This is a genomic window from Litorilinea aerophila, from assembly GCF_006569185.2.
In the GTDB taxonomy this organism is placed as follows: Bacteria; Chloroflexota; Anaerolineae; order Caldilineales; family Caldilineaceae; genus Litorilinea; species Litorilinea aerophila.
In genome coordinates this window covers 38,616-62,393 of record NZ_VIGC02000018.1, presented here as the reverse complement: position 1 = coordinate 62,393, position 23,778 = coordinate 38,616, and the positions used below count along the sequence as shown (strand labels likewise).

The following is a 23,778-nucleotide window of genomic DNA, read 5'->3' as shown; positions in this document are numbered from 1 at the left end:
CTCCTTCACCAAACGCTTTGACCAGGAGGGGTTCATGGGGCGCCGGGCTTTAGCGGGCCAGCATGGGGCCCAGGGGGCGACCGCCGATGAGGTGCATGTGCAGGTGGTAGACCTCCTGCCCGCCGTGGCGGCCGCAGTTCACCAACAGGCGATAGCCATCGTCCGCGATCCCCTCCTGGCGGGCCAGTTTGGCTGCCACGGTGAACATCCGGCCCAGCGCTGGCTCATCTTCCGGCGTCACGTCGTTGGCTGTGGGGATGGGACGATTGGGCACGATGAGGATGTGGGTGGGCGCCTGGGGGCGGATGTCCCGAAAGGCGGTCACCAGTTCGTCCTGGTAGAGGATGTCCGCCGGCGCCTCGCCCCGAATGATCTTGCTGAAAATGGTTTCTTCGGCCATGGTTTCCTGTGCTCTGATGGGTTGAATGGAACGGCTCGGTTTTTCATGGCAGACTATAGCGCGGCCAGGGCCGATTGACAAATCTCCCAATCGAAATCCGCCCATCGGAGAACGAGCCATTTTCATGCCTCATCCATCTGGCCGATGGATGTGCCACGGTTGAACGGGGTCCTGCCTCGAAGATCGATGCAAGAGGTGCTGCTTACTGCGCCCCGTCGATTGACTTCTGGCCGCGGCGGTGTTAGGATTCGCCCCAGATTGACCTGCAATCCCATTGAACCCCGGTTTTTCCGGCTGAATCCAACCAACGTGTGAGTTGCCCCATGCGAGCCATTTTGGTCGACACCCAACAGGAAGGACGTCCCCTCGTCTGGCAAGAGACCGAGGACCCGGTCTGTGGGCCGGACGAGGTGCTGGTGGAGGTTTACGCCACGGCCCTGAACCGGGCCGATCTGGCCCAGCGGGCCGGCAACTATCCGCCGCCGCCGGGTGCATCGGAGATCCTGGGCCTGGAGATGGCCGGCCGCATCGTCCAGCTGGGCGCCAACGTCCGGGGCTGGCGAGTGGGCGACAGGGTCTGCGCGTTGCTGGCTGGCGGGGGCTATGCTGAGCGGGTGGCCGTTCCGGCCGCCATGCTCATGCCCATCCCCCGGGGCTGGAGCTTTGAAGAGGCGTCGGCCTTCCCGGAGGTCTTCTTCACCGCCTTCGTGAACCTGTACATGGAGGCAGGCCTGCAGCCCGGGGAGGTGGTGCTGGTCCACGGGGGAGCCAGCGGCGTGGGCACGGCGGCCATCCAGCTGGCCCGGGCCACGGCAAACCCCATCCTGGTCACCGCCGGCACGCCGGAGAAGGTGGCCCGTTGTCGAGAGCTGGGCGCCAACCTGGCCATCCACTATCGGGAGGAAGACTTTGTCGCCCGGGTGCGGGAATACACGGGCGGCGAAGGCGTGGATGTGATCCTGGACATGGTGGGCGCCGCCTATTGGACCCGTAACCTGGATCTCCTGCGCCTGAAAGGGCGGCTGGTGATCATCGCCACCCTGGGCGGCACGGAGGCCACCGTCCACCTGGGCACCCTCATGCGCAAGCGGCTGCGGGTGATCGGCTCGGTGCTGCGCAGTCGCAGCCTGGCGGAGAAGGTGGAGATCAAACAGCGCTTCATGGAACGCTTCTGGCCCCTGCTGGAGGCCGGCCTCATCAAGCCGGTCATCGACTCGGTCTACCCCATCCAGGAGGCCAACGCGGCCCACCAGCGCATGGCTGCCAATCAAAACATCGGCAAAATCGTACTCCAGGTTCGCAAGGAAGGCGACGGTTAACCATGGTCGACCCACGCGTTGAAAAGCTGGCCCAAATCCTGGTCCATTACTCCACCCAGGTACGCCCGGGAGACTGGGTGCTGATCCAGGCCCATGTGCTGGCGATGCCCCTGGTGGAAGCGCTGGTGCGACAGGTGACCCGGGCCGGCGCTCACCCGAGCATCCTCCTGGAGAGCGATGAGCTCAAAGAGATTTACCTGCGGGAAGCCAGCGAGGAGCAGCTGCGCTGGCTTTCGCCCCTGGACGAGCTCATGGCCGAGCGTCTGGACGTCCGCATTGTGGTCCGGGCAGCCAGTAACACCCGCACCCTGACGGGCATCGACCCGCGCCAGCAACAACTGCAACAGGCGGCCCGGCGACCGGTCTTCCGGCGGTATATGGAACGCAGTGCCCGGGGAACCCACCGCTGGGTTGGCACCCTCTACCCCTGCCCAGCCTACGCCCAGGAGGCGGACATGAGCCTGCGGGAGTACGAGGACTTTGTCTACGCGGCCACCTATGCCGACCAGCCCGACCCGGTCCAGTGCTGGCAGGCCGTCCACGACCGGCAGCAGCGGCTGGTGGACTGGCTGCGGGGCAAAGATCGGGTGGAGGTGCGCGGCCCCAACATCGATCTGCGCCTCTCCATCGCCGGACGCACCTTCATCAACAGCGACGGCCGGCGCAACATGCCCAGCGGCGAGATCTTCACCGGGCCGGTAGAGGACTCGGTCAACGGCTGGGTGCGTTTTACCTTTCCCGCCATCCGGGATGGCCGGGAAGTGGAGGGGGTGGAGATGGAGTTCCGGGATGGCCGGGTGGTGCGTGCCAGCGCCCAGAAGAACGAAGCCTACCTCCTCAGCCAGTTGGACAGCGATCCCGGCGCCCGCTACCTGGGCGAGTTCGCCATCGGCACCAACTACCAGATCCAGCGCTTCACCAAGAGCATCCTCTACGACGAGAAGATCGGCGGCACCCTGCACGTGGCCGTGGGCGCCGGCTATCCGGAGACAGGCAGCCGCAACCAGTCCAGCATTCACTGGGATTTCATCTGTGACATTCGCCGCGACAGCGAGATCTGGGTGGACGGCGAGCTCTTTTTCAAAGACGGCCAGTTCCAGATCTAGCTGGATAACGCAGCCTGATGTCATCAGCCAAGGAAGCAGACCATGCAAGTACGCGAAATCATGAGCAGCCCTGCCATTACCGTCCGGCCTGAGACACCCATCCAGGAGGTGGCCCGCATCATGCGGGAGAACCAGATCAGCGGCGTGCCGGTGGTGGATGAACAGGGCAGGCTGTTGGGCGCGGTGACCGAGCTGGATCTCATCGCCCGCCACGCGCCCCTGAAGGAGCCCCGCTACATCGCCGTGCTCTCGGCCTACATTCCCGTGGGGCTGGAGGAATACCGGCAGTACAAAGAGCAGCTCCGCCAGGCCCTGGCCATCAACGCCGCCCAGCTCATGAGCGAGGACATCCACACCGTGACCCCCGACACGGAGCTGGAGGAGGCGCTGGAGCTGATGCTGGACCCGGAGTGTACCCTGCTGCCGGTGGTGGAGAATGGTCGGGTGGTGGGGGTGGTGACCCGCACCGACATCGTCCAGCTCATCGAAGCGCTGGAGATGGGGCCGGAAGAGGAAGAGAAAAGATAATTCACGCCGCAGGTTTTGCAACGGGTAAAGATGCCAGGGCTCAGGCGAACAGGATGTCGCCGTCTTCTTCCCGCTGAACGCGGCGGGCCGCGGGCAGGGCCGTGTCCTGCCGGGCAGCGGCGCCATCCCGTTCGAACCAGGCGTGCCATTCGGCCGGCGCATCGATGCTTTCGCCGCCGTGGCGGGTCAGCCGCTGGCGCACCCGCAGCAGCACCGGCGTATTGACGCTGGCGCCGCTCACGATCACCTGCCCCTTGCTCAGGCTGGGCAGCTCCCGCAGCAGATCCCGCCCCACGCTCTCCACCGACTCGGCGATGCGGTTCTGGTCGATGGGGTTGGTGATGCGCATGATGCACTGGGTCATGCATTGGCTGAGGACGTCGCTGTCCAGCTTGCCCGGCCGCTGGCTGATGAGGCCGATGCTGACGCCGAACTTGCGCCCCTCGCTCAGGATCTGTTTGAGCACGTCGGTGCTCACCGCGTCCGCGCTGGCCGGCGCGTAGTGGTGGGCCTCCTCCAGCAGGCAGAAAACCGGGAATGGGATGTAGTTTTTGTCCCCGCGGCCCACCTTCTTTTTGGTGGTGTCGATGCGTGCCTGGTAGATACGGCGCAGCAATGTGGCCACGATGACCTGCTGTTCCCGCTGGTCCACCTCGTTCAACTGGATGACCGTGCACAGGCCCGGCGCACAGAGCTCATCCAGCTCCAGATTTTCGAAGTCGTTGAAGATGCGGCTGTTGCCCAGCACCGAGTTGAGCCGCCAGACCAGGCCGCCGGTGGTGGGATCGTCCTCGTCGTCAAAACCGGCCTCGTCCTCGCCCTTTTTGTTGTCGCTGGTCTGCCGTACCGCGTAGAGGAGCTGCTCCAGGGTGTATCCTCCCTTGAAGCTGCGCTGGGCAAAGCGGTAGGCCCGGCTCAGTTGGTATTGCATCTTCTCCGACAGGTTGGGCAGCAGGTAGCGCAGGTCCGGCAGGGTGAGGGTATCAATGCGTACCCGGACGGCGTCCGGCTGGAAGATGCGCACCCGGGGCTTGTAGTTGCCCTCCCGAAAGGCGGGCAGGTTCTGCATCTCCTGCAGGGTGTTGTATTCCCCGTGGGGGTCGACGATGAGGACGGAGGCCCGGTTGTAGGGCATCATCAGTTCTTCCAGCAGCACGCCGGCCAGGTAGCTTTTGCCGCTGCCGGTGCTGGCGATGATGGCCAGGTGGGTGCTGGTGAAGCCCCGCACATCCAGCGCCACAGGGACGGCGTCCGGCGCGCGGCTGAGGAGGCTGCCCAGGTGGGCACTGCCGATCTCCCCCCGCTGCCGTTTGCTCAGGATCTGGGCCAGCCAGGCGTCGTCGGCGATGTAGACCGGCGAGCCGCCAGCCGGCGGCACCCGAGGGTTGATGAACTCGCCCATCTGGCTGTCGTGGTAGCCCAGCACGGCCACGGTGATCTCGAAGAGCTCGCTGGCGTCGCTGTCGTAGCCCAGGAGGGCTGCGATCTGGGCGGGCGGCACGGACGGGTCGGCCATGAAGCTGTCCGGAAAGAGACGCACCGACTCCCGGCCCGTCACCCGCCCCAGGATGCGCCGTTCCTGGCCGTCCACCTGGGTCAGGTAGTAGACGAATTCGCCGTGCTTCACCCGCCGGTCTGGATCTGGCGCGATGAAGGTGAATTCGTGGGGCGTTTCGCCGGGCCCTTTGACCGTTCCCACGCAGACGGGTTCAATTGCCACTGGTTGATTCATGGCTTGGCAGACCTTCCAGTCGTTGGCTCATCTACCACAAGTGTGTGCTACCCACCCCGGTTTCGCAGGGAACCGAACAAGTTCGCACCCATTTGGGCGATGAGCCCAGTCGTTTTCCTTCCAAAACAGACCGTTATCCTGCAGGCTGGACAATGTTCTTCCAGGCCAGGTTGTTGCGCATGACCGCCAGCCGGCTCCGCTCCTGGGGGAAGAGCCGGGCCAGCCGGTCCACGATCTGGAGGAGGAGCTGGGGCACCAGCGGGCTGTTCTGCCCCAGCAGCATGGGCACATAGCGCAGGTTGAGCCGTCCCTGATCCCCCTGGTGAAAGAGGCAGAGCTCGTCGTCCTCCAGGCGATGGACCGGGGTGTTGACGGTGGCGGCCACCGCGGGCACCCCCTGCCAGGGCCGTCCGCCGCTGTCGATCCAGCCCAGGGCGATGATACCCACCAGGGTGGCCGTCTCGGCCAGGTAGTCGGGCGTGAAGACTTCCAGCTCCTGCCGGGGGCTCAGCCGGGGGCCCAGGTTGCCGAAGTCCGGGTTCATGAGCAGGGTGTTGTAGATCACCCCCACCAGCCGCTCGCCGGGCGCGGCCTGTCCTTCCAGCCGGATGGACACGAAGGTGCCGAAGCTGTAGTCACCGGGCTGGGGCAGCACATCGCTCTCGCCCGGCCCGTAGATCTGGCAGACGTAGTCCACATGGGTGTTGGATTTGACGATCTTGCCGATGGTGATGGTCATGGTGTGCAGGATCCCCGCTTTGGCAGCTGTGCCTCCAGCTCTCTCTTTGAGGAACGGTGTGGTTCCTTAATCAAACCAGAACTTGTGTGCGAATGCAAATCTGAAAAATAGACGAAGCGGGACGGCACGCCGTCCCGCTTCGGATTTCTGGCGCTGTCCAACCTGACGGAGGGTCCGTGTCGGCTGGGCGGCCCATGGGCTCAGTTGGCGATCTCCACCGTCACGGCACAGGGCGGCGGGAAGTTCCCGGAGCGGTCCACCACCACCAGCTGGATGGTGTAGACTCCGTTGTCCAGCTCGGTGGTGTCCACCTCCGCCAGCACGCCGTCGGTGACCTGGGTCTCGGCGCCGGCCAGGTAGGCGAAGCCCTCGGTGGCGCCAGCGCCCGGCGCGTATTCCAGCTTGTAGTACTGGAAGTTCTCGTGGGTAGCCGTGCCCATAATGGTCACCGTCCCCGTCAGCACCTGGCCCACCGTGGGCGAGGTGATCACCGCTCGAGGATCGGGGCAGAGGGGCGGCCCGCTTTCCACCGTGGTGGTGGTCGTCTCACTCTCGGTGACAGGCGCCGGCGTGGGCGTCAAGGCGGCTGCCACCGGTGTGGGCGTGGCCGGGGGCGTGGGCGTCGGCGGCAGCGGGGTAGCCGGGACGGTGGTAGGCGTCAGCAGCGGGGTAGCCGTAGCCGGGACGGTAGTGGGCGTCAGGGTCACCGCGGTCGTCGGCTCTGGCACGGTGAGGCTGGTGGTGGTCACCACGCTGGCGGTCATCTCGCTGGACAGGCCGATGCGGATGTCCAGGTTCAGGAAGACCGGCAAGGTGAGGGTCTGGGTGCCGGTGGGGCCGGGCAGGTAGACGGTCAGGGTCAGGGGCACCGTCTGGGTGACCACGGCCGCGGTGGGCTCAATGCGGGGACCGGCGGGCTGGGCCTGGGGCGTCCCCGCCTGGGCCCACACGCCCCAAATCAAGAGCACTGAGAGCAGCGATGCAATGAGGAAACTGAACAGAACCTTTCGCAGCATAACATCCTCCTACCAAATGGAATAAAGGACTCCACTAGAGTCATGGAGAAAACAGGCCGCGGGATCGCGGCGGGGACGAAAGAAATGTCCCCGCCAGATCAACGCCAGACGCGGGAAATTGGTTCACCATCGCGGGTCATGGCGTGGATGGCGCGGCCGCTTCGGGCGCAGGGGTTGGCGTGGCGGGGATTTCGGTGCCGGGGCCCACCAGGTAGACGGCCCGCCAGGGCTGGTATTTGCTGGTCAAAGTTTCCGTGCGGCTGACACCATTCTCGATGATGGTGCGCTCCACCTTGACGGTCATGCCCTGTTGTTGCCACTCCACCTGCTTCTTCTGGCCGGGTGCCAGGGACTCATCCACCGTGTACACCGGGGGACCCGGGTCAATCACGTCGCTGATCACCGGTTTGCTGACGATGACCTGGCGGTCGGGCCGGGTGCCGTAGAGGTTGAAAGTGATGGTGCCGCCCTGGCTGTCCACCACCGGCTCGATCAGGAGGTAGGCGCCGGTGTCGTTGCGGAAGCGCAGGTCCACGGTGGGCGTGAAGATGGTGGCGTCCAGGCCCGGTTCGCCGTACCAGGAGACCACGTAGCCGTGGTTGTAGCGCTCAACGATGGGGAGCCCCGCGGCGTAGGCCGCCCGGAAGATGGTGGTGCTCACCTGGCAGACGCCGCCGCCCACGCCCACGGCCGTCCGGTCGCCCCAGATGATGAGGGAGTCCTCGAAGCCGTTGGCTGCGCTCACATCTTCCACCAGCTGGTTGAAGCTGAAGATCCCGCCCGGCGGAATGACCACGCCGTCGAACTTGGCGGCCGCCACCTCGATGTTGTGGACCCGGGCTGCGCTGCTGCCGGCGAAGTAGGTGGTGGCGCTGGCCACCAGCTCCCGGATGCCCATTTCGGCGATGCGGTTCATGTCCACCGCCGGGGCCACCGGCTGAACGGCCAGCACCGCCTCGCCCGCGCCGCTGGCCAGCGCCGTCCGGATGGAGGCCAGGGTCGCGTCCACGTCCAGGCGGCGGCCGGGCTGGCTGGGCTGCAGGACCGTCACCGTGCCGGTGGCCCGGTCAAAGCGCAGGCGCGCGTCCCGGGGCGCCAGGTTGATCTGCTGGGCCCAGCCCTCTAGAAGCATCCGCAGTGCGCCCTCGTCCAGCTGGAGCGGATCCCAGGACTGCACCACCGTCTCCAGGGTGACCGCGTCCAGGGCCATGTCGATGCCAAATTGCAGGTTGCGCAGCAGGAGTGGCCCCCGGGTGGGCGTGGCCGGCTCGGAGGGTACGGGGAGGGCGGGTGCCGGCGCCGATGGCGCGACGGCCTGAACCCGAAGGGGGACCTGTACAGGAGCGCCGGTGGCGTTGGTGTGGAGAGCCTGAACCAGGGTCGCCACGGTGGCATCAATGTCCACGGTGATCGCAGCTGCGCCTCCTTCCGCGGCCGACTGGCTGGCCTGTACCGCTGTGGCCACCTGGCCGACCAGATGGCGCAGCCGGTTTTCATCCACCTGTAGCGGAGGCGCCACCTCATGGCCCCACCAGGCCAGGAAGAACTGGTCCGCCAGGCGGTCGGCCAGATTGCCCTGTCGGCCCAGGAGATAGGCCTGGTTGATGGCTGCCAGCAGATCGACCCGGACGCCCACCTGTTCGGCCGTCACCGGCCACTGTCGATTCTGGTAGGCCAGGCTGATGGGCGGCACGGGGTAACGGCTCAGGCTGCGCTGGAGCTGGCCCAGGGCCTCGCTACGGGTGAGCCCGCCCACCGGCACGCCGGCCACGGTGACGCCGGTGAAGATGCGGTTGGTATGCCAGAACTGCCAAAAGAAGGCCAGGCTGCAAAGGGTCAACGCCAGCAGACCCACCAGGATGGCCACAAAGTCCAGGGGAGTCCGTCGCAGACGGGGAGATGAACGAGGCAGACGCAGGGTTGATTGCATGGTGTCGTCCTTCTTTCGTCCAGTCTGGCGTCCATGCCACGGCAGAGATTTGCGGTCCTGCCATCGGTGGAAACCATCGGCGCATTGACGCCTTTCGGGGTCAGCCACTCAACTGCGGGACGATGTACAGGTAAGGCGCCAGGAGATCCAGTGCCCACAGGAAGAGGAACGGCAGGGACCAGGCCAGACAGCGCAGCGCCCCCAGGGCCGTGGCCACGGCCGGCCGGTTCCACCAGGCCTGGATGGACTGGGGCAGCCAGCGGATGACCAACAGGCGATGGGTGCCGGCCAGCAAGAGGGGCTGCAACAACAGCCCCAGGGCGATGAGGCTGATGGAGAGGACGGTCCAGCCGTCTATGTCGCCGTTCAGGTAGCCCATGAGGGCCAACCCCCCGGCCAGCACCGCAGCCAGGAAACCGGTAATCACTCCCTGCAGGGGCTGGAGCACCTCCCGCCACCCCAGGGCCACCACCGTGCTGATGGGCAAAAGGCCCCAGAAGAAGTAGCGTCCCTGATGCTGGACAAATTTCAAGTTGTAGCCCAGGTAGCCCAGCCCCACCGCCAGCAGGAAGAGGCCGAAGAGGATCAGCACGCCCACCTGGAAGCGATCCATATCCGTGTCCGGCCCGCCGGAGATCAGGCGCACCGTGGCCCACAACACCCCCATGAAGATCACGCCCGAAAAGAGCAGCAGGGCGGTATACACCCGGTCGTCCATGAAAACGCCCATCCAGCCGAAGACGCCCCAGAAGCTCTTGAAGGTGAAGCCGAAGGCCCGTTCCCCGTAGGCCACCCAGCCGTGATAGGCGATCCACTCGCCGGTGCGGGCCTGCCCCACCACCACCTGGTCATGCCGCTGGAGGCCCAGCACATCCCAGAAGCCGTAGAGGAGCAGGTTTCGGATCCAGAAGGGGAGGCCTAGCACCACAGCCGGCACGGCGACCTGGGCCAGGGGCTTGAGCAAAGCCCGCCAGGAGGGCTTTGGGCCCACCCGGCGCCAGAGGCGTAGCACCGCGACGATGACCACCAGGGCCATGGGCGTGAACAGGTAGGCGTAAATTTTGGTCAACAGCCCCATCCCCAGGAGGATGCCCAACAACAGCAGCCGGCGCTCCTGTCCCTGCAACGCCGCCGGTTCCCGGGCCTGGTACTCCACCTTCATCCAGGTGAGCAGCACCAGCATGCTGGCCATCAGCAACAGCTCGGCCAGCCCGTCGTTGTTGACCGCGGCGCTCATGGCCACATGCATGGGCAGGAGCGCGGTAAACGCCGTCGCCCCCACGGAGAGGAGGTGTTTGCCCGGGAAAACCAGGGCCAGACAGCGATACACCAGCAGGATGGTTCCCATGCCGATGAAGACGCCGAAGAGGCGCAGGGCAATCAGGTCGCCGCCGGTCAGCCAGAAGATGGGCGTGGCCAGCAGGTAGTAAAGGGGCGGCTGGTAGGACTCGTAGCGCAGCTTCTGGATGGAGAGCTCCGGCGCAAAACGGGAGCGCAGCAGGCGGTCCATGTACGCCTTGTCGAAATCGCCCATCTGGAGCTGGGGCAAGCCATAGCCGGCGGCGATGTGGGCGATGTAGTTGTAGTGGGCCGGCTCGTCGGGTGCCTGCCAGGGGGGCGTCTTGGTCGCGAAGAGACAGGCGGCCACCAGGTAGGCCAGCAGAATCCCTGCCAGCCAGCGCCGGGGGCGACGGATGTACAGGGCGTCGAACACAGCCCCGTCGGCCGCGACGCTGGCCAGGGTAGGATGGGGAGCGGTCTGGGCTTGCCGCCCGGAGGGAGCAGCGTAAAGGGCTTGTCTCTCCATCTTCCTAGTCCAGTCTGGCGTAAATACCACGGCAGAAATTCCGGGTGCCCTCTGGGCGCACTCCCTCTGGTGGAACCTATCGGCGAATTTCTGCCGGGATTTACTAGGCCAGGCGTTCGGCCAGCTCCGCCTCTTCCAGCTTTTCAAAGAGGGGGACCGGTTCGCCCAGGCGTTGGCCCGCGGGCAGGGTGGTGGCCTCCCAGCGCCCGGTGGCCCCGGTGTGATCGTAGCGCAGGACCAGGTGGCTGCCTCGTTCGTCGGACACGGTTTCGGTGTACTGCCGCCCGAAGAGGGGGCGGTCGTACCCCAACATGGTGTGGAGCTGTTCGCTGCTGTGGGGCAGGATGGGGGCCCACAGCAGCTTCAGCCAGTCGATGGCCTGCAGGGCCACGTAGATGCTGGTGGCTGCCGCGGTGGGGTCGGTGCGGATGGCCTGCCAGGGGGCCTTTTCGTTGAGGTACTGGTTGACCCGCTGGCTGAGCCGGCGTACCTCGGTCAGGGCTGCCTTGAGTTTGACCGCGTCGTAGAGCTGGCCCACCGAATCAAAGCCGGCCCGGATCTCGGCCAGGAACGCCTGGTCGACCTCGTCCAGGTCGCCTGGGGCGGGCACCTGGCCCTCAAAGCGGCGGTAGGCAAAGCCCAGCACCCGGTTGACCAGGTTGCCCCAGTTGGCCACCAGCTCGTTGTTGACCCGGTCCAGGAAATCCTGCCAGGTGAACTCCACGTCCGACGTTTCTGGTGCCAGGGCCGTGAGCACATAGCGCCAGGCGTCGGGCTGGAAATTTCGCAGCACGGTGTTGAAGCCGATGACCCGGCCGCGGCTGGTGCTGAACTGCTCACCGCCCAGGGTCAGGTATTCGTTGGCCGGCACGTCGTAGGGCAGGTGGAGGTTGCTGCCGCCGGCGTTGTAGCCGATGAGCATGCCGGGCCAGATGATGGTGTGGAAGGGAATGTTGTCCTTGCCGATGAAGTTGTAGATCCGGGCGGCGGGGTTCACATCCGCGTCCCACCAGCGGCGCCAGGATTCATCATCGCCCATGAGTTTGGCCCATTCGATGGCCGCGCTCAGGTAGCCGATGACCGCGTCGTACCAGACGTAGATGCGCTTGCCCTCATAGCCGGGCAGGGGGATGGTCACCCCCCAGTCGATGTCCCGGGTGATGGGGCGGCCGCGCAGTTCCCGCAGTTCCAGTTGCCCCCGGGTGAAGTTGAGGACGTTGGGCCGCCAGTGCTCCTTGTCCTGGTTGATCCAGGCCAGCAGGGGATCCACCATCTTGGCCATGTCCAGGAAGAAGTGTTCGGTCTCCCGGACTTCCAGCTCGGTATTGCCGGTGATCTTGGAGCGGGCGTTCTTCAGTTCCAGGGCGTCGTAGAGGCGGCCGCAGTTGTCGCACTGGTCCCCCCGGGCGTCGGGGTAGCCGCAGAAGGGGCAGGTGCCCTCCACGTAGCGGTCGGCCAGGAAGCGCCGGGCCTGGGGGTCATACCACTGCTTCTGCACGTCCTTGTAGAGATAGCCCGTCTCCAGATGGCGCAGGAACATCTGGTGGGTGACGTTCCAGTGGTTTTGGGTGTCGGTATGGGTGTAAAGGTCAAAGGTCAGCCCCATTTTCAGGCAGCCATCGATGAAGAGGGCATGGTATTTATCGATGACTGCGGCCGGCGTGGTTCCTTCCTGTTCGGCCTTGAGGGTGACCGGCGTGCCGTGGGTGTCGGAGCCGCTCACCATGAGCACATGATTGCCCACCATGCGCTGATAGCGGGCGAAGATATCCGGCGGCAGATACGCGCCGGCGATCTGGCCGATGTGTTTTTCTCCGTTTGCATAGGGCCAGGCCACGCCAACCAGAATGTGTCGTGCTTCGTTCGCCATGTACGGTGCCCCTCGTTTCTCTCATTCGGGTATGGACCGATGGTGGCATTATAGCGGCTCTGGTAGGCAAAGGCAAAGCCATGGCATCCGCTTCCACAGGGTCTATGGTATACTAAATTTCATTCATCAACCATGCCGCCCACGCGGACAAACGAAGCAGGTGAATTCGATCGATGAAAGCTTTTGTCATCATGGGGCGTACCTTGAAGGCGGTCTACGATGAGCTCTTCCTGTGCGTCTTCCTCAGCGTCATGTGGTGGCTGGGGACCATCCTGATCCTGCCGGCGGCGCCGGCCACCATGGGCCTCCACCACGTGGCCAACCGGGTCGCCAACTACAAGCGGGTGGACAATTCGTTCTTCTGGGAAGCGGCCCGTCAACACATCGGCCGGGGCTGGATCCTCTATCTGCTGAACCTGGTGGTGCCGGCCGCCCTCCTTTTCAACTGCTGGTTCTACCTGAACACCCAGGGCTGGCTGCGCATGTTCGGCATCTTCTGGTTTTGGCTCTTTGTGGTCAGCCTCATGGTGGGCCAATATGTCTTCCCCCTCTTCTGGCAACAGGACGAGCCCAGCATCAAGCTGGCCTGGCGCAACGCAGCCATCCTGGCCCTGCGCCATCCGCTGTACACCTTCTTACTGCTGCTCTTCCAGCTGGTGTTGATCGTGGCCAGCGTGGCGCTGACCCTGCCCCTCTTTCTGCTGCTGCCGGCGCTGATCGCCTTCAGCGCCAACATCGGCCTGGTGGGCTTGCTGCAGGAGATGGGGCTGGCGCCCCAACCGCCCCAGGTTCCCCCCCGCTAAGCCGGGCCTGGCCCTGGCCCACCCGCCCACAGGTACAGCCACGATGGAAGAATTGCAGAGGAGACTCGGCCATGAGCTTGCAGCGCTGTGAATGGGCCGGGGACGACCCCCTGATGCAGGCCTACCACGACCAGGAGTGGGGGGTGCCCCTCCACGATGATCGGCGCCTGTTTGAGATGCTCTGCCTGGAAGGGGCCCAGGCCGGCCTGAGCTGGCGAACGATCCTCCACAAGCGGGAGCACTACCGGGCCGCCTTCGACGGCTTCGACGCTGCCCGCATCGCGTCCTATGACGAAGCCAAGATCGCCCAGCTGCTCCAGAACCCGGGCATCGTGCGCAACCGGTTGAAAATCCGCGCCTTCATTCAGAACGCCCGGGCATTTCTGGACGTCCAGGAGGACTTCGGCAGTTTCGACGCCTACATCTGGCAGTTTGTGGACGGCCAGCCCGTGATCAACCACTGGCGTAGCCTGGACGAATTGCCAGCCGAAACGCCCCAATCCCGGGCCATGAGCCAGGCGCTCAAATCCCGCGGCTTTGCCTTTGTGGGCCCGGTGGTCTGCTATGCCTTCATGCAGGCGTGTGGCCTGGTCAACGATCATGTGGTCAGTTGCTTCCGCTGGGATTCGGTCCACAGATGACCCCACGGCAGAAACCACAGATTTCCCCGATGAACACAGATTCAGTGCTGCGCAGTCGTTGCCCATTTGCGGAGTGAGCATCCTTGGATGCCGACTCCCTGTCGACCCAGCGTCGAAATTCTGCCCTATCTGTGGAATCTGTGGTTTCTGCAGGCGATCCATCAAACAAAATCAAGGGAAATAGAGGAGTCGAACCATGCGATTTGCAGGTCAGGTGGCCCTGGTGACCGGGGCCGGTTCGGGTATCGGGAAGGGGGCGGCCCTGTTGCTGGCCCAGGAGGGGGCCCGGGTGGCTGCCCTGGGGCGCACGTCGTCCCAGTTGCAGGAAGTGGTGGACGAAATCCAGGCCGCCGGCGGTGAAGCCATGGCCGTCCGCGCCGATGTCTCCCAGCCGGATCAGATGGAAGCGGCCGTGCAGCAGGTGGGCGAGCGGTGGGGCCGCATTGACATCGTGGTAGCCAACGCGGGCATCAACGGCGTCTGGGCACCGCTGGAGGAGATCACGCCGGAAGAATGGGATCAGACCCTGGACATCAACCTCAAGGGCACCTTTTTGACGGTGAAGTACGCCCTGCCCTACCTGAAAAAGCAGGGCGGCTCGGTGGTGGTCGTCTCTTCGGTCAACGGCACCCGCATGTTCAGCAACACCGGGGCCACGGCCTACTCCTGTTCCAAGGCCGCGCAGGTGGCCTTCACCAAGATGGTGGCGCTGGAGCTGGCGCCCCACAAGGTGCGGGTCAACTGCATCTGCCCCGGCTGGATCAAGACCGAGATCAGCGACAACACCTACCTGCGCAACGTGGAGAAGATCCGCTATCCGGTAGAATTCCCCCAGGGCAAGATCCCCCTCACCCACGGCGCACCGGGCACGGTGGAGCAGGTGGCCCAGCTCATCGCTTTCCTGGCTTCCGACGCCGCCAGCCACATCACCGGCACCGAGATGTGGATCGACGGCGGCCAGTCCCTGTTGCAGGGCTAAAAGATTCGTTCCCAGAGGAAAGGGAGGCTCCATGAAAATCACCCGTGTCACGCCCATGACCATGGGCACCGACTGGCGCAACATCACCTTTGTCAAAGTGGAGACGGACGAGGGGTTGGTTGGCGTGGCCGACGTGCGCGCGCTGAACCGCACCGAGGCCGTGGTGGGCTACCTCAAGGAAGCGGTGCCCCGCTATGTGCTGGGCAATGATCCCTTCAACATCGAGCAGATCGTCCACCGCATGTACCTGGAGGACTTCGGCCGCGCGGGCGAAGTCGTGATGAGCGGCATCGCCCTGATCGAGATCGCCTGCTGGGACATCGTGGGCCAGGCCCTGGGCCAGCCCGTCTATCGTCTGCTGGGCGGCGCGGTGCGGGACAAGATCAAGGCCTACGCCAACGGCTGGTACACGGTGGAACGGACGCCAGAGGAGTTCCACGCCGCGGCCAAACGCGTGGTGGAGCGAGGCTACCGGGCCCTGAAGTTCGATCCCTTCGGCGCCGGCTTCTACGAGCTGGAAAAGGAGGAGAAGTTCAAGTCCATCGCGCTGGTGGAGGCTGTGCGGGACGCGGTGGGGCCGGACGTGGACATCCTGATCGAGATGCACGGCCGCTTCAACCCGGCCACGGCCATCGACATTGCCCGGGAATTGGAGCGCTTCAAGCCGGGCTGGTACGAGGAGCCCGTGCCGCCGGAAAATCTGGCCGCGCTCAAGAAGGTCTCCGATGCCATCGCCCCCCTGGGGGTTCCCATCGCCACCGGTGAGCGCATCCACACCCCCTTCGAGTATCGGGAGCTCTTCGAGTTGCAGGCGGCCGACATCATCCAGGTGGACATCACCCACTACGGCGGCATCCTCAACACCAAGAAGCTGGCCGCCTGGGCCAACGCCTACTACATGCTCATCGCGCCCCACAACGTGGGCGGCCCGGCCTCCACGGCGGCTGCCCTCCACCTGGCGGCCTGTACCACCAACTTCAAGATCCAGGAGTATTTCAACGACTTTGCCGAGGCCTATGTGAAAGAGGCTGCCACCGGCCTGCCCGAGGTGGTGGACGGCTATTTCGCCCTGCCCAGTGGCCCAGGCCTGGGCCTCACCCTCAACGAAGATGTGATCCGGGCCCACCCCCAGCGGGAGCTCCATTTCAACCTCTTCGCCGAGGATTGGCACAAGCGTCGGGTCGCCGGAGACCGGTAAACTGGCCGGGGCGGCTGGTAAATTCGCCGGGAAGGCCGCCCCGGCTACTGGGATGGGAACAGGTGGCGGGGGGTACAGCGCCGGTGCCAGGTGGGGTCCTCCCCTTCGGCATCCACGTAGCGGTAGGCCCACACATCCTGGAACCGGGCTTGCCCCCGGGCGTGCAGGCCGAAGCAGCCCTCCGGGTAGGTGGCTTCATCCCGGACGATGGTCAGGGCATCATCCACGTAGATCTCGAAGAATTTCCCCTGCACCACCACTTTGAGCCGGTGGAAGGCATCCCCGGAGAGGGTCACAGGCCGCTCCTGGAGGGGCTGGTCCGGCGCCCCGGGAAAGCTTCGGTAAAAGCCCACCACACCCCGCCCGAAGTCCAGGCTGATGCGATAGCCGGCCAGGGCGGACGGGTTGCTGCGCACCAGCAGCGAGGCCACGCCATCTGGCCCAGCCTGCACCTGGGCCTCCAGGGCCAGGTCGGTACCCCACAGGGTGTTCATCAGGTAGCTGTCCTCTCCCGGGGAGGAAGCGGCCATCAGGTTGGCGCGCCACGCCTGCCAGCCCTCCCCATGGCGGACCCAGCCGGTGTAGCCATCCGCCCGGTCTGTGAAGAGGGCTTCTCGGGCCACCCCTTCGGGCACATACTCGTGGATGCGCACGGTGCCGTCCGGCTGCCAGACCATGCGCTTGGGATCGCTCAGGGTGGAGGCACCCCAGATGCCGCCCAGCTCCTCCTGGATGATGTAGAGCATGTAGGTGGTGTCGCCGAAGGTGGGGTGCTCGCTGGCGCAGGTCCAGCCGGTGAGGAGCTCATGGTTGGCCGGCTTCACCCAGCCACCGGTGGGATCGTCGGAAACCAGGTAGACGATGTCGAAATGGGCGAACGCCTGGGGCGGGAAACCCTTGCTTTTGGGGCCGCCCTTGGCGCTGTAGAAGAGGTAATAGCGGCCCCCGTGGGGCACCAGGTAGGCCGACTCCAGGCGGTCGTAGCTGCGATCCTCCTCCACGTAGGTCGGCCCCAGATCCTCCCAGTGAAGCAGGTCCTGGGACTGGGCCAGGGCGATGCAAGCCCGCCCGTCGGCCAGGGTCGCGGTGTAGTACATCAGATAGCGCCCCCGGTCGGTGTCGGCAAAGACCATGGCGTCCCGACCGGCCACATCGTGGCCCACGTGGCGGTCCGACCAGGGGCCGGGCACCACCAACGGGTTGCCGGCGTACTTTTCCCAGGTGAAGAGGTCCGTCGACGTGGCCAGGCCGATGGCCTGGTTGTTGGCCTCATCGGCGCCGGTGTAGAACATGTAGTAGGTTTCGCCCACCTGGATGATGTCCGGCGCCCAGATGCCGGTGGCATCCCACGAGCCGGGCGGACCGGCGGGCAACACCGGCTCCCGGGGGTGCCAGGTCCGCAGATCCTTGGAGACGGCATGGCCCAGGTCCAGCTCTTTGTAGCCCAGGGGCCATGTCCACCGCTCACCGCGGATGTGGAACAGGTGGTACAGCCCCCGGCGCTCCACGATGCAGAAGTCGGTGACATATTCGCCTGGATGGTGATACACAGTTGGGCTCCTTCTTGATGGCTCATCTACCACAAATGCGCGCTACCCACCCCGATTTTACAGGGAACCGAACAGGTCCGTACACACCTGGGTGATGAGCCCTTTTGGATTCCTGTCCCGGTGGCTATGCCCGGCGGCCTGGCCCTTCCACAATGCGGCCGGGGGTGGCGCCGGTGTGGGTGCCATCCCGCAGCACCCGGACGCCGTTGACCCACACGTCCCGCACGCCCACGGAGAGCTGATGGGGCTCCTCGAAGGTGGCCCGGTCGGCCACGGTGGCCGGGTCGAAGATGACCACATCCGCGTAGCACCCCACGTGGAGCCGACCCCGATCCCGCAGGCCCAGGCGGGATGCCACCGCCCAGCTCATCTTGCGCACCGCGTCTTCCAGGCCGATGACCTTCTCTTCCCGCACAAACTTCCCCAGCACCCGGGTGTAGCAGCCGTAGGCCCGGGGGTGATAGGGGCCGATGGGCGCGGCCCAGGCCGGGTCCAGGCCACCGGCATCGGTGCCGATCATGATCCAGGGCTGCCGGAGCTGGAGCCTCAGGTTGTCTTCACTCATCATGAAGTAGATGGTGCTGATGCGCTGTTCCTCGGAGAGCAGCAGGTCCATGACGGCATCCACCCACTCCTGGCCGCGCATGGCCGCGATCTCGGAGAGGCGCTTGCCCACGTACTGACGATTTTCCGGCTTGTGGAAGCCGATGGGCATCACCCCTTCCGGCCCGCAGAGGTCCACCATGGCCTCCCAGCCGCCCGAAGGGTGCAGGGCCTCGGCCCGGATTTTGGCCCGCATTTCCGGGTCCCGCAGGTTGTCGAAGAGCTTGCCGCCAGCGGAAGCCCAGGGCGGCAGGGTGGAGGTGAGGCCCGTGCCCGCCGCGGGGTAGGAGTACATGTCCGCGGTGACGTCCTGGCCTGCGGCCCGGGCCTGTTCGATGCGCTCGATCACCTGGGGCATCTTGGGCCAGTTGCGTCGACCGGCGGCCTTGAGGTGGTAGATCTGGACGGGGAGATCCGCCCGCTGGCCGATTTCCAGGGCCTCTTCCAGGCCCTCCAGCAGGCCGTCCGCTTCGGAGCGGATGTGGGTGATGTAGAGGCCGTTGTACTGGCCCACCACCTTGCACACTTCCACCAGCTCGTCGGTGCCGGCATAGGCGTCGGGTGGGTAGATCAGGGCGTAGGAGACGCCAAAGGCTCCCTCCTCCATAGCCGCGGCCGCGACCCGGCGCATGGTCTCCAACTCCTCGGCCGACGGTTCGCCCATCTCCATCCCCATGGCGTAGCGGCGCAACGTCCCGCCGCCCAGGAAGGAGCCGATGTTGGGGCTGACGCCCGCTTCCACCATGGCCTCCAGCCAGTCCCGGAAGTGGCTCCAGGTGGGGATGCGCTCCACCCACTGGGGCACCTGGAGGGCGAAGGGGTTGTTCTCCAGGGACTTCAGGTCCACCTTGCCGCCATAGGGCGCCGGGGTCCAGGCTTCACCCATGATCTCGGTGGTCACGCCCTGGGTGATCTTGGAAAGGCAACGGCCGTCGATCATGAGGGGGAGGATGGAGTGGCTGAGGATGTCGATGAAGCCGGGGCAGACGACCATGCCCGTGGCGTCCACTACCTCGGCCACGCTATCGGCAGGGATCTGGCCCGGCGGCGTGATGGCGGCGATGCGGTCGTCCTGGAGGGCCACGTCGCCGTAGAACCACGGGTTGCCCGTGCCGTCCACGACCCGGGCGCCGCGAATCAAGACATGAAAGTCTGACATTGTCTCATCTTTTCTTTCTAGCCTGGCGTAACCGCGCCGCAGCGTCTGGCCCGTCAGGCGACCAGGGGCCAGATGTTGCGGCTGGCCTTTTGATAGGGCAGGAGAGTGAAGTCGGGCACCAGCGCGCCGGGCGCGGCCACGTAGTAGACCTGCGCGGCGATGGGCGCGAAGCCGGCGTAGAAGTGCTGCATGGATTTCACCACCAGGATCTTTTTCTGGTGGGGATCGATGCCCACGTTGGTGAAGACCTCCGGGCTGAAGGTCTGGGTCCGCTGGCTGTTGACCACGATGTCCAGCCCGTTGGGGCCGTGGAGGGCCACCGCATCGCCCAGGTTGGAAGTGCCCGCGCCGAAGCGTTGGGTGGCGTTGTGGGCAATGCGCCCTACTCGCACCCGCAGGTCCACGGGATCGCCCGACATGGGGCCCATCTTGCCGCCGATGCGCATGTCCAGGTTGGCCCCTTCGCCGGCTTCCAGGGCCACCTGGACCGCGACGGGGTCCCAGATACAGCCGATGGCCGCGTTGCCCACGCCCCGCTCCAGCATGCGCCGCAGGAGGAAGGTGGAGTCGTTGGGCGCGCCGCCGCCGGCGTTGTCCGCCACGTCGGCCAGGACCACCGGCTGCCCGGCGAAGGCCAGCGCCTGGTCCAGGGCGGCGTCCATGGTGTGGTAGGTGGGCTGCACCTGGTCGCGCATGGCGTAGAACTGCTCGCCCAGGGTTCGGGCCAGGGCCTGGCCCTTTTCCGGCTGGTTGTCCGTCACCACCAGCACCCGGGTACCCAGATCCGGTACATCGCCCCAGGGGAAGCCATGGCCCAGGGAGACGGAGAGGACGCCGTCCTTGCCCTCCAGGGCCTGCATCTGGGCCACGAAACTTTTGACCGGCTCTCGGGTGGTGTGGTAGACGCCGATCATGCGGCAGTCGTAGAGGGCGATGTGGGGCTTGACCTTGCCCTGGGCCGCGTCGGCGACGATGGTGAAGAGCTCTTCGGCCCGTTCGGGCGGATCTACATGGGGGTACTCTTTGAAGGTGATGATCACGTCGGCCTGCTCCACCAGCTGGGCAGTGAGGTGGCAGTGAAGGTCCAGCTCCACGCCGATGGGCACCGTCGGCCCCACCATGGCCCGCACCCGCGCGGTCAGATCGCCTTCGCAGTCGTCGTAGCCCTCGGCCACCATGGCGCCATGCATGTTGAGGAGGACCATGTCCACCGGCATCGCGGCCTGGAGGTCCCGCAAGATCTCATCCCGGAACGATTCGTACACCTCGCGTCGGGTGATGCCTGCCGGCATGGCGAAGGCGGCCAGGCTCTCCACCACAGTCCAGCCCCGGGCCTGGGCCATTTCCCGCCAGCGTATCAGGGGCACGGCGAAGGACCAGGGCCTGTCACCGTGCTCGCCTCCCCGCACCAGATAGGTCTGTTCGAAATTGCGGTAGCCGGTCAAGAAGGGGGAGAAGGTATTGGTTTCGGTGCCCAAAAGGGCGGTGAAGACCTTCATGGTGGGCTCCTGGGGCAAAAGACTCAGCGGGTGGTGTAGTGATCGTACACCAGGCGGCCGATGCGGCCAAAGGCTTCGTCGATGGCGGTGGTCCGCCGCCATTCGGCCACCGGGTCCCCCGCCACTTCGCCCGCATCCCAGCGGGAGAAGACGCTGATGGCCACATGGGAGGTGGGGCTGGCGTAGAGGATGCCGGCGTCGTTGCGGATGCCGGAGAGGGTGCCCGTCTTGTGGGCGAAGGGAACCCCCTCGGGCAGGAAGAGGGGAAGGCGGGTGTTCAGTTGCTGCTGCAGGAGGATGTGCAACATCTGGTCACAGGCTTCCCGGTCTACCACCTCTCCCCGGAAGATCAGGGTCAGCAACCGGGTCATGTCCCGGGGGGTACCCACGTCGTTGTCGGGGCCGGTGCTGAAGGCGCGGCCGTCCCGGCGCACGGGCGGCGGCTCCTGGAAGCGATCCAGGTCGGTGAAGGCGCGGCGGGGATCCGAGGCCTCCCCCAGCATGTCGTCGAAGATCTCCCGGATGGTCAGGGCGATGTGGGTGTCGGCCAGCCCCAGCTCGTGCATGGTCTGGTTGATGCGCGCCACGCCCAGGCGGTGCATGAGCATGTCTGTGGCCGTGTTGTCGCTGATGATGATCATGAGGGTCAGCAGATCCTGCACGGTGGGCTGCAGGCCATCCTGCAGGAAGACCAGCACGCCGCTGGGCAGGTTCTTCTCGGCCAGGGTCAGTTCCCAGCGATCGTCCAGGCGGAAGCGCCCTTCCCGGAGCTGGCGGAAGGCCTCCACCAGCACCGGAATTTTGAGCACACTGCAGAGGGGGAAGGGTTCGTCGGCGTTCAGCTCCAGGGTCTCGCCGCTCTCCAGGTGGTGGATGGCAATACCCATGTGTGCGCCGCTGGCCGCGACGGCGGCCTGGATATTATGGAGCAGGGACATGGCGGGTACTCCAGCATTCGGGTGGGTGCCGGCGTCGGCTTTACGTGCGCTGGCGGGGGTCCAGGGCATCTCGCAGGCCGTCGCCGATGAAGTTGAAAGCCAGCACGGTGATGACAATCATCAGGCCCGGAAAGAGGGAGATGTGGGGATAGCGCAGGATGTACGCCCGGCCGTCGGCCAGGGTGCCGCCCCAGGAGGGTGTCGGCGGGCGCACGCCCAGCCCCAGGAACGAGAGGGCCGCCTCCAGGATGATGATGCTCCCCACCCCCAGGGAAGCCAGGACGATGATGGGGCCCAGCACATTGGGCAGGAGGTGGCGGAAGATGATGCGGCCGTTGCCCACGCCCAGGGCCCGGGCAGCCACGACAAAGTCCTGTTCTCGCAGGCTGAGCACATCGGCCCGCACCACCCGGGCATAGCGGGCCCAGACGGTGGCGCCGATGACGATGATGGTGGTGGGCAGGCTGGGGCCAATCACGGCGGCCAGCACGATGAGCAGGGCGATGATGGGGAAGGCCATCAGGGTGTCGATGAGGCGGGAGAGCACCGTGTCCACCCAGCCGCCGAAAAAGCCAGCCACTGCCCCGATGAGGACACCGATGGTCACCGAGAGCACGGTGGATGCCAGCCCCACCAGCAGCGCCACCCGCGCGCCGTAGATGACCCGACTGAAGAGATCCCGCCCCAGGTGGTCAAAGCCGAAGGGGTGTTCCCAGGATGGGCTCACGCCCCGCATACCCCGCATGCTTTCCAGGGGATCGTACGGGGCCAGCTGGTCGGCGAACAGGGCGATCAGGCAGAGGATGCCCACCAACACCAGGCCCAGGATGGCAATGCGATTGGCGCTAAAACGGCGCCAGGCCTGCAGCCACTCTGAACGGTGTTGGGCGTCCCGCACCATCTGCAGTGACTCGGCTGAGGTCGTCGAAACGGTCATGGCAACGTTCACTACCTTCCTACTCAATGCGGATACGCGGGTCCACCACCGCGTAGACCAGATCGGTCAACAGGTTGGCCACCACCACCAGCACGGCCAGGATAACCACCAGGGACTGGACTACCTGATAGTCCAGCCGCAGCACCGAATCGGTGAAGAGGCGGCCAATCCCGGGCAGGGCGAAGACCGTCTCCACCACGATGGTGCCGCTGAGGAGGAAGGCGATGTTGAAGCCGATCACGGTGACCACCGGCAGGAGGGCGTTACGCACCGCATGGCGCAAGAGGACCACATGCTCCGCCAGCCCCTTGGCCCGGGCCGTGCGCACGTAGTCCTGGTTGAGCACCTCGATGGTGGAGCTGCGCATGACCCGGGTGAAGACGGCCATCTGCTCGGTGGCCAGGACGAGCACCGGCATGATGTAGCCGTGCCAGCTCTTCAGGCCATAGGGCGGCAGCCAGTTGAGCACCACCGAGAAGAGAACGATAAGCATCAGGCCAAACCAGAAATTGGGCATGGCAATCCCCAGGGCGGACCCCGCCGAGGTGGCGTAGTCCAGGAGGGAGTTGCGCCGCACCCCGGCCAGAATGCCCACCGGCAGGGAAACGGTCAGGGCCAGGAGCAGGGCGTAGATGTTGAGCTCCGCGGTCACCGGAATGGCCTCGAAGATCATCTGGCGCACGGGCACGCCGGTGCGGATCAGGGACTCGCCAAAGTCGCCCCGCAGCAGGTTGCCGGCCCAGATCAGGTACTGCTCGTGGTAAGGCCGATCCAGGCCCCAGCGGCTGCGGATGGCCGCCATCTGCTCCTGGGAGATGCGCACCTGTCCCTCGCCCAGGAGCAGATAGACCGGATCGCCCGGCATCAGGCGCATGATGACGAAGGTCAGGATGCTGATGAGAAAGACAACCAGCGCGCCCTGCAACAGGCGCAGGGTGATGTAACGTAGCATGGGTGGCTCGTTGTTTAATGGTGTTATTCAACGGCGGGGTGTGGCATGTTTCGGCCTGGAGCCGCTTCCATG

The 23,778-nt window shown here is 65.5% G+C and carries 20 protein-coding genes; 7 read left to right on the top strand and 13 right to left on the bottom strand.

The features are described 5' to 3' along the window. Positions 1-49 precede the first annotated feature (49 nt). A complete protein-coding gene (gene hinT, locus FKZ61_RS14380; RefSeq protein ID WP_141610823.1) occupies positions 50-400 on the bottom strand; it encodes a purine nucleoside phosphoramidase in 351 nt (116 codons plus the stop codon). Between the two features lie 323 nt (positions 401-723). On the opposite strand from hinT, the gene FKZ61_RS14375 reads away from it, so the two are divergent. From FKZ61_RS14375 to FKZ61_RS14365, 3 genes are read left to right on the top strand one after another with little or no spacing between them, the layout of a single operon-like run. Then, entirely contained in the window at positions 724-1,719 is a 996-nt protein-coding gene (locus FKZ61_RS14375; protein WP_141610822.1) for an NAD(P)H-quinone oxidoreductase, read from the top strand. A 2-nt stretch (positions 1,720-1,721) separates the two neighbouring features. Further along, positions 1,722-2,825 carry an aminopeptidase gene (locus FKZ61_RS14370; RefSeq protein ID WP_141610821.1) on the top strand — a complete coding sequence of 368 codons (1,104 nt, stop codon included), beginning with the start codon at positions 1,722-1,724 and terminating at the stop codon, positions 2,823-2,825. A gap of 42 nt (positions 2,826-2,867) precedes the next feature. Then, positions 2,868-3,353: a CBS domain-containing protein gene (locus FKZ61_RS14365; RefSeq protein ID WP_141610820.1), complete on the top strand. Its 486-nt coding sequence runs from the start codon at positions 2,868-2,870 to the stop codon at positions 3,351-3,353. A 40-nt stretch (positions 3,354-3,393) separates the two neighbouring features. Here the strand turns inward: FKZ61_RS14365 and FKZ61_RS14360 are convergent, their stop codons facing one another. The 6 genes from FKZ61_RS14360 to metG all read right to left on the bottom strand — a co-directional run bounded on the left by FKZ61_RS14360 (position 3,394) and on the right by metG (position 12,447). Then, complete coding sequence (locus tag FKZ61_RS14360; protein WP_141610819.1) at positions 3,394-5,085, bottom strand: helicase HerA domain-containing protein; 1,692 nt, start codon at positions 5,083-5,085, stop codon at positions 3,394-3,396. A 133-nt stretch (positions 5,086-5,218) separates the two neighbouring features. Next, entirely contained in the window at positions 5,219-5,824 is a 606-nt protein-coding gene (locus FKZ61_RS14355; protein ID WP_141610818.1) for a hypothetical protein, read from the bottom strand. A gap of 200 nt (positions 5,825-6,024) precedes the next feature. Then, positions 6,025-6,840, bottom strand: a complete 816-nt coding sequence (locus FKZ61_RS14350) for a hypothetical protein (protein ID WP_141610817.1) — start codon at positions 6,838-6,840, stop codon at positions 6,025-6,027. A gap of 136 nt (positions 6,841-6,976) precedes the next feature. Continuing rightward, positions 6,977-8,770 (bottom strand): VanW family protein, encoded by a 1,794-nt coding sequence (locus FKZ61_RS14345; RefSeq protein ID WP_141610816.1) that lies wholly within the window; start codon positions 8,768-8,770, stop codon positions 6,977-6,979. A gap of 100 nt (positions 8,771-8,870) precedes the next feature. Continuing rightward, positions 8,871-10,577, bottom strand: coding sequence for a glycosyltransferase family 39 protein (locus tag FKZ61_RS14340; protein WP_141610815.1), 1,707 nt, complete (start codon positions 10,575-10,577; stop codon positions 8,871-8,873). 103 nt (positions 10,578-10,680) lie between these two features. After that, positions 10,681-12,447: a methionine--tRNA ligase gene (metG, locus tag FKZ61_RS14335; RefSeq protein WP_141610814.1), complete on the bottom strand. Its 1,767-nt coding sequence runs from the start codon at positions 12,445-12,447 to the stop codon at positions 10,681-10,683. A 173-nt stretch (positions 12,448-12,620) separates the two neighbouring features. Between metG and FKZ61_RS14330 the strand changes: the two genes are divergently transcribed. The 4 genes from FKZ61_RS14330 to FKZ61_RS14315 all read left to right on the top strand — a co-directional run bounded on the left by FKZ61_RS14330 (position 12,621) and on the right by FKZ61_RS14315 (position 16,068). Then, positions 12,621-13,250, top strand: coding sequence for a hypothetical protein (locus tag FKZ61_RS14330; RefSeq protein WP_141610813.1), 630 nt, complete (start codon positions 12,621-12,623; stop codon positions 13,248-13,250). 71 nt (positions 13,251-13,321) lie between these two features. Then, positions 13,322-13,891 (top strand): DNA-3-methyladenine glycosylase I, encoded by a 570-nt coding sequence (locus FKZ61_RS14325; protein WP_141610812.1) that lies wholly within the window; start codon positions 13,322-13,324, stop codon positions 13,889-13,891. 196 nt (positions 13,892-14,087) lie between these two features. Further along, a complete protein-coding gene (locus FKZ61_RS14320) occupies positions 14,088-14,870 on the top strand; it encodes an SDR family oxidoreductase (protein WP_141610811.1) in 783 nt (260 codons plus the stop codon). Between the two features lie 31 nt (positions 14,871-14,901). Beyond that, complete coding sequence (locus FKZ61_RS14315) at positions 14,902-16,068, top strand: mandelate racemase/muconate lactonizing enzyme family protein (RefSeq protein WP_141610810.1); 1,167 nt, start codon at positions 14,902-14,904, stop codon at positions 16,066-16,068. A gap of 44 nt (positions 16,069-16,112) precedes the next feature. Here the strand turns inward: FKZ61_RS14315 and FKZ61_RS14310 are convergent, their stop codons facing one another. From FKZ61_RS14310 to FKZ61_RS14285, 6 genes are all read right to left on the bottom strand, one after another. Further along, complete coding sequence (locus tag FKZ61_RS14310) at positions 16,113-17,618, bottom strand: family 43 glycosylhydrolase (protein ID WP_170199748.1); 1,506 nt, start codon at positions 17,616-17,618, stop codon at positions 16,113-16,115. A gap of 124 nt (positions 17,619-17,742) precedes the next feature. Further along, entirely contained in the window at positions 17,743-19,380 is a 1,638-nt protein-coding gene (locus tag FKZ61_RS14305) for an N-acyl-D-amino-acid deacylase family protein (protein ID WP_141610808.1), read from the bottom strand. 53 nt (positions 19,381-19,433) lie between these two features. Then, positions 19,434-20,879, bottom strand: a complete 1,446-nt coding sequence (locus tag FKZ61_RS14300; protein WP_141610807.1) for a M81 family metallopeptidase — start codon at positions 20,877-20,879, stop codon at positions 19,434-19,436. Positions 20,880-20,902: 23 nt separating this feature from the next. After that, a complete protein-coding gene (locus FKZ61_RS14295) occupies positions 20,903-21,817 on the bottom strand; it encodes a serine hydrolase (protein ID WP_170199746.1) in 915 nt (304 codons plus the stop codon). Between the two features lie 40 nt (positions 21,818-21,857). Continuing rightward, a complete protein-coding gene (locus FKZ61_RS14290; RefSeq protein WP_211358565.1) occupies positions 21,858-22,754 on the bottom strand; it encodes an ABC transporter permease in 897 nt (298 codons plus the stop codon). A 19-nt stretch (positions 22,755-22,773) separates the two neighbouring features. Beyond that, positions 22,774-23,706 carry an ABC transporter permease gene (locus FKZ61_RS14285; protein WP_141610805.1) on the bottom strand — a complete coding sequence of 311 codons (933 nt, stop codon included), beginning with the start codon at positions 23,704-23,706 and terminating at the stop codon, positions 22,774-22,776. Between the last annotated feature and the right edge of the window lie 72 nt (positions 23,707-23,778).

Excerpts from the sequence above, each read along its gene's own strand:
- hinT (WP_141610823.1), bottom strand. The coding sequence starts at position 400 with ATGGCCGAAGAAACCATTTTCAGCAAGATCATTCGGGGCGAGGCGCCG.
- FKZ61_RS14375 (WP_141610822.1), top strand. The coding sequence starts at position 724 with ATGCGAGCCATTTTGGTCGACACCCAACAGGAAGGACGTCCCCTCGTC.
- FKZ61_RS14370 (WP_141610821.1), top strand. The coding sequence starts at position 1,722 with ATGGTCGACCCACGCGTTGAAAAGCTGGCCCAAATCCTGGTCCATTAC.
- FKZ61_RS14365 (WP_141610820.1), top strand. The coding sequence starts at position 2,868 with ATGCAAGTACGCGAAATCATGAGCAGCCCTGCCATTACCGTCCGGCCT.
- FKZ61_RS14360 (WP_141610819.1), bottom strand. The coding sequence starts at position 5,085 with ATGAATCAACCAGTGGCAATTGAACCCGTCTGCGTGGGAACGGTCAAA.
- FKZ61_RS14355 (WP_141610818.1), bottom strand. The coding sequence starts at position 5,824 with ATGACCATCACCATCGGCAAGATCGTCAAATCCAACACCCATGTGGAC.
- FKZ61_RS14350 (WP_141610817.1), bottom strand. The coding sequence starts at position 6,840 with ATGCTGCGAAAGGTTCTGTTCAGTTTCCTCATTGCATCGCTGCTCTCA.
- FKZ61_RS14345 (WP_141610816.1), bottom strand. The coding sequence starts at position 8,770 with ATGCAATCAACCCTGCGTCTGCCTCGTTCATCTCCCCGTCTGCGACGG.
- FKZ61_RS14340 (WP_141610815.1), bottom strand. The coding sequence starts at position 10,577 with ATGGAGAGACAAGCCCTTTACGCTGCTCCCTCCGGGCGGCAAGCCCAG.
- metG (WP_141610814.1), bottom strand. The coding sequence starts at position 12,447 with ATGGCGAACGAAGCACGACACATTCTGGTTGGCGTGGCCTGGCCCTAT.
- FKZ61_RS14330 (WP_141610813.1), top strand. The coding sequence starts at position 12,621 with ATGAAAGCTTTTGTCATCATGGGGCGTACCTTGAAGGCGGTCTACGAT.
- FKZ61_RS14325 (WP_141610812.1), top strand. The coding sequence starts at position 13,322 with ATGAGCTTGCAGCGCTGTGAATGGGCCGGGGACGACCCCCTGATGCAG.
- FKZ61_RS14320 (WP_141610811.1), top strand. The coding sequence starts at position 14,088 with ATGCGATTTGCAGGTCAGGTGGCCCTGGTGACCGGGGCCGGTTCGGGT.
- FKZ61_RS14315 (WP_141610810.1), top strand. The coding sequence starts at position 14,902 with ATGAAAATCACCCGTGTCACGCCCATGACCATGGGCACCGACTGGCGC.
- FKZ61_RS14305 (WP_141610808.1), bottom strand. The coding sequence starts at position 19,380 with ATGTCAGACTTTCATGTCTTGATTCGCGGCGCCCGGGTCGTGGACGGC.
- FKZ61_RS14300 (WP_141610807.1), bottom strand. The coding sequence starts at position 20,879 with ATGAAGGTCTTCACCGCCCTTTTGGGCACCGAAACCAATACCTTCTCC.
- FKZ61_RS14295 (WP_170199746.1), bottom strand. The coding sequence starts at position 21,817 with ATGTCCCTGCTCCATAATATCCAGGCCGCCGTCGCGGCCAGCGGCGCA.
- FKZ61_RS14290 (WP_211358565.1), bottom strand. The coding sequence starts at position 22,754 with ATGACCGTTTCGACGACCTCAGCCGAGTCACTGCAGATGGTGCGGGAC.
- FKZ61_RS14285 (WP_141610805.1), bottom strand. The coding sequence starts at position 23,706 with ATGCTACGTTACATCACCCTGCGCCTGTTGCAGGGCGCGCTGGTTGTC.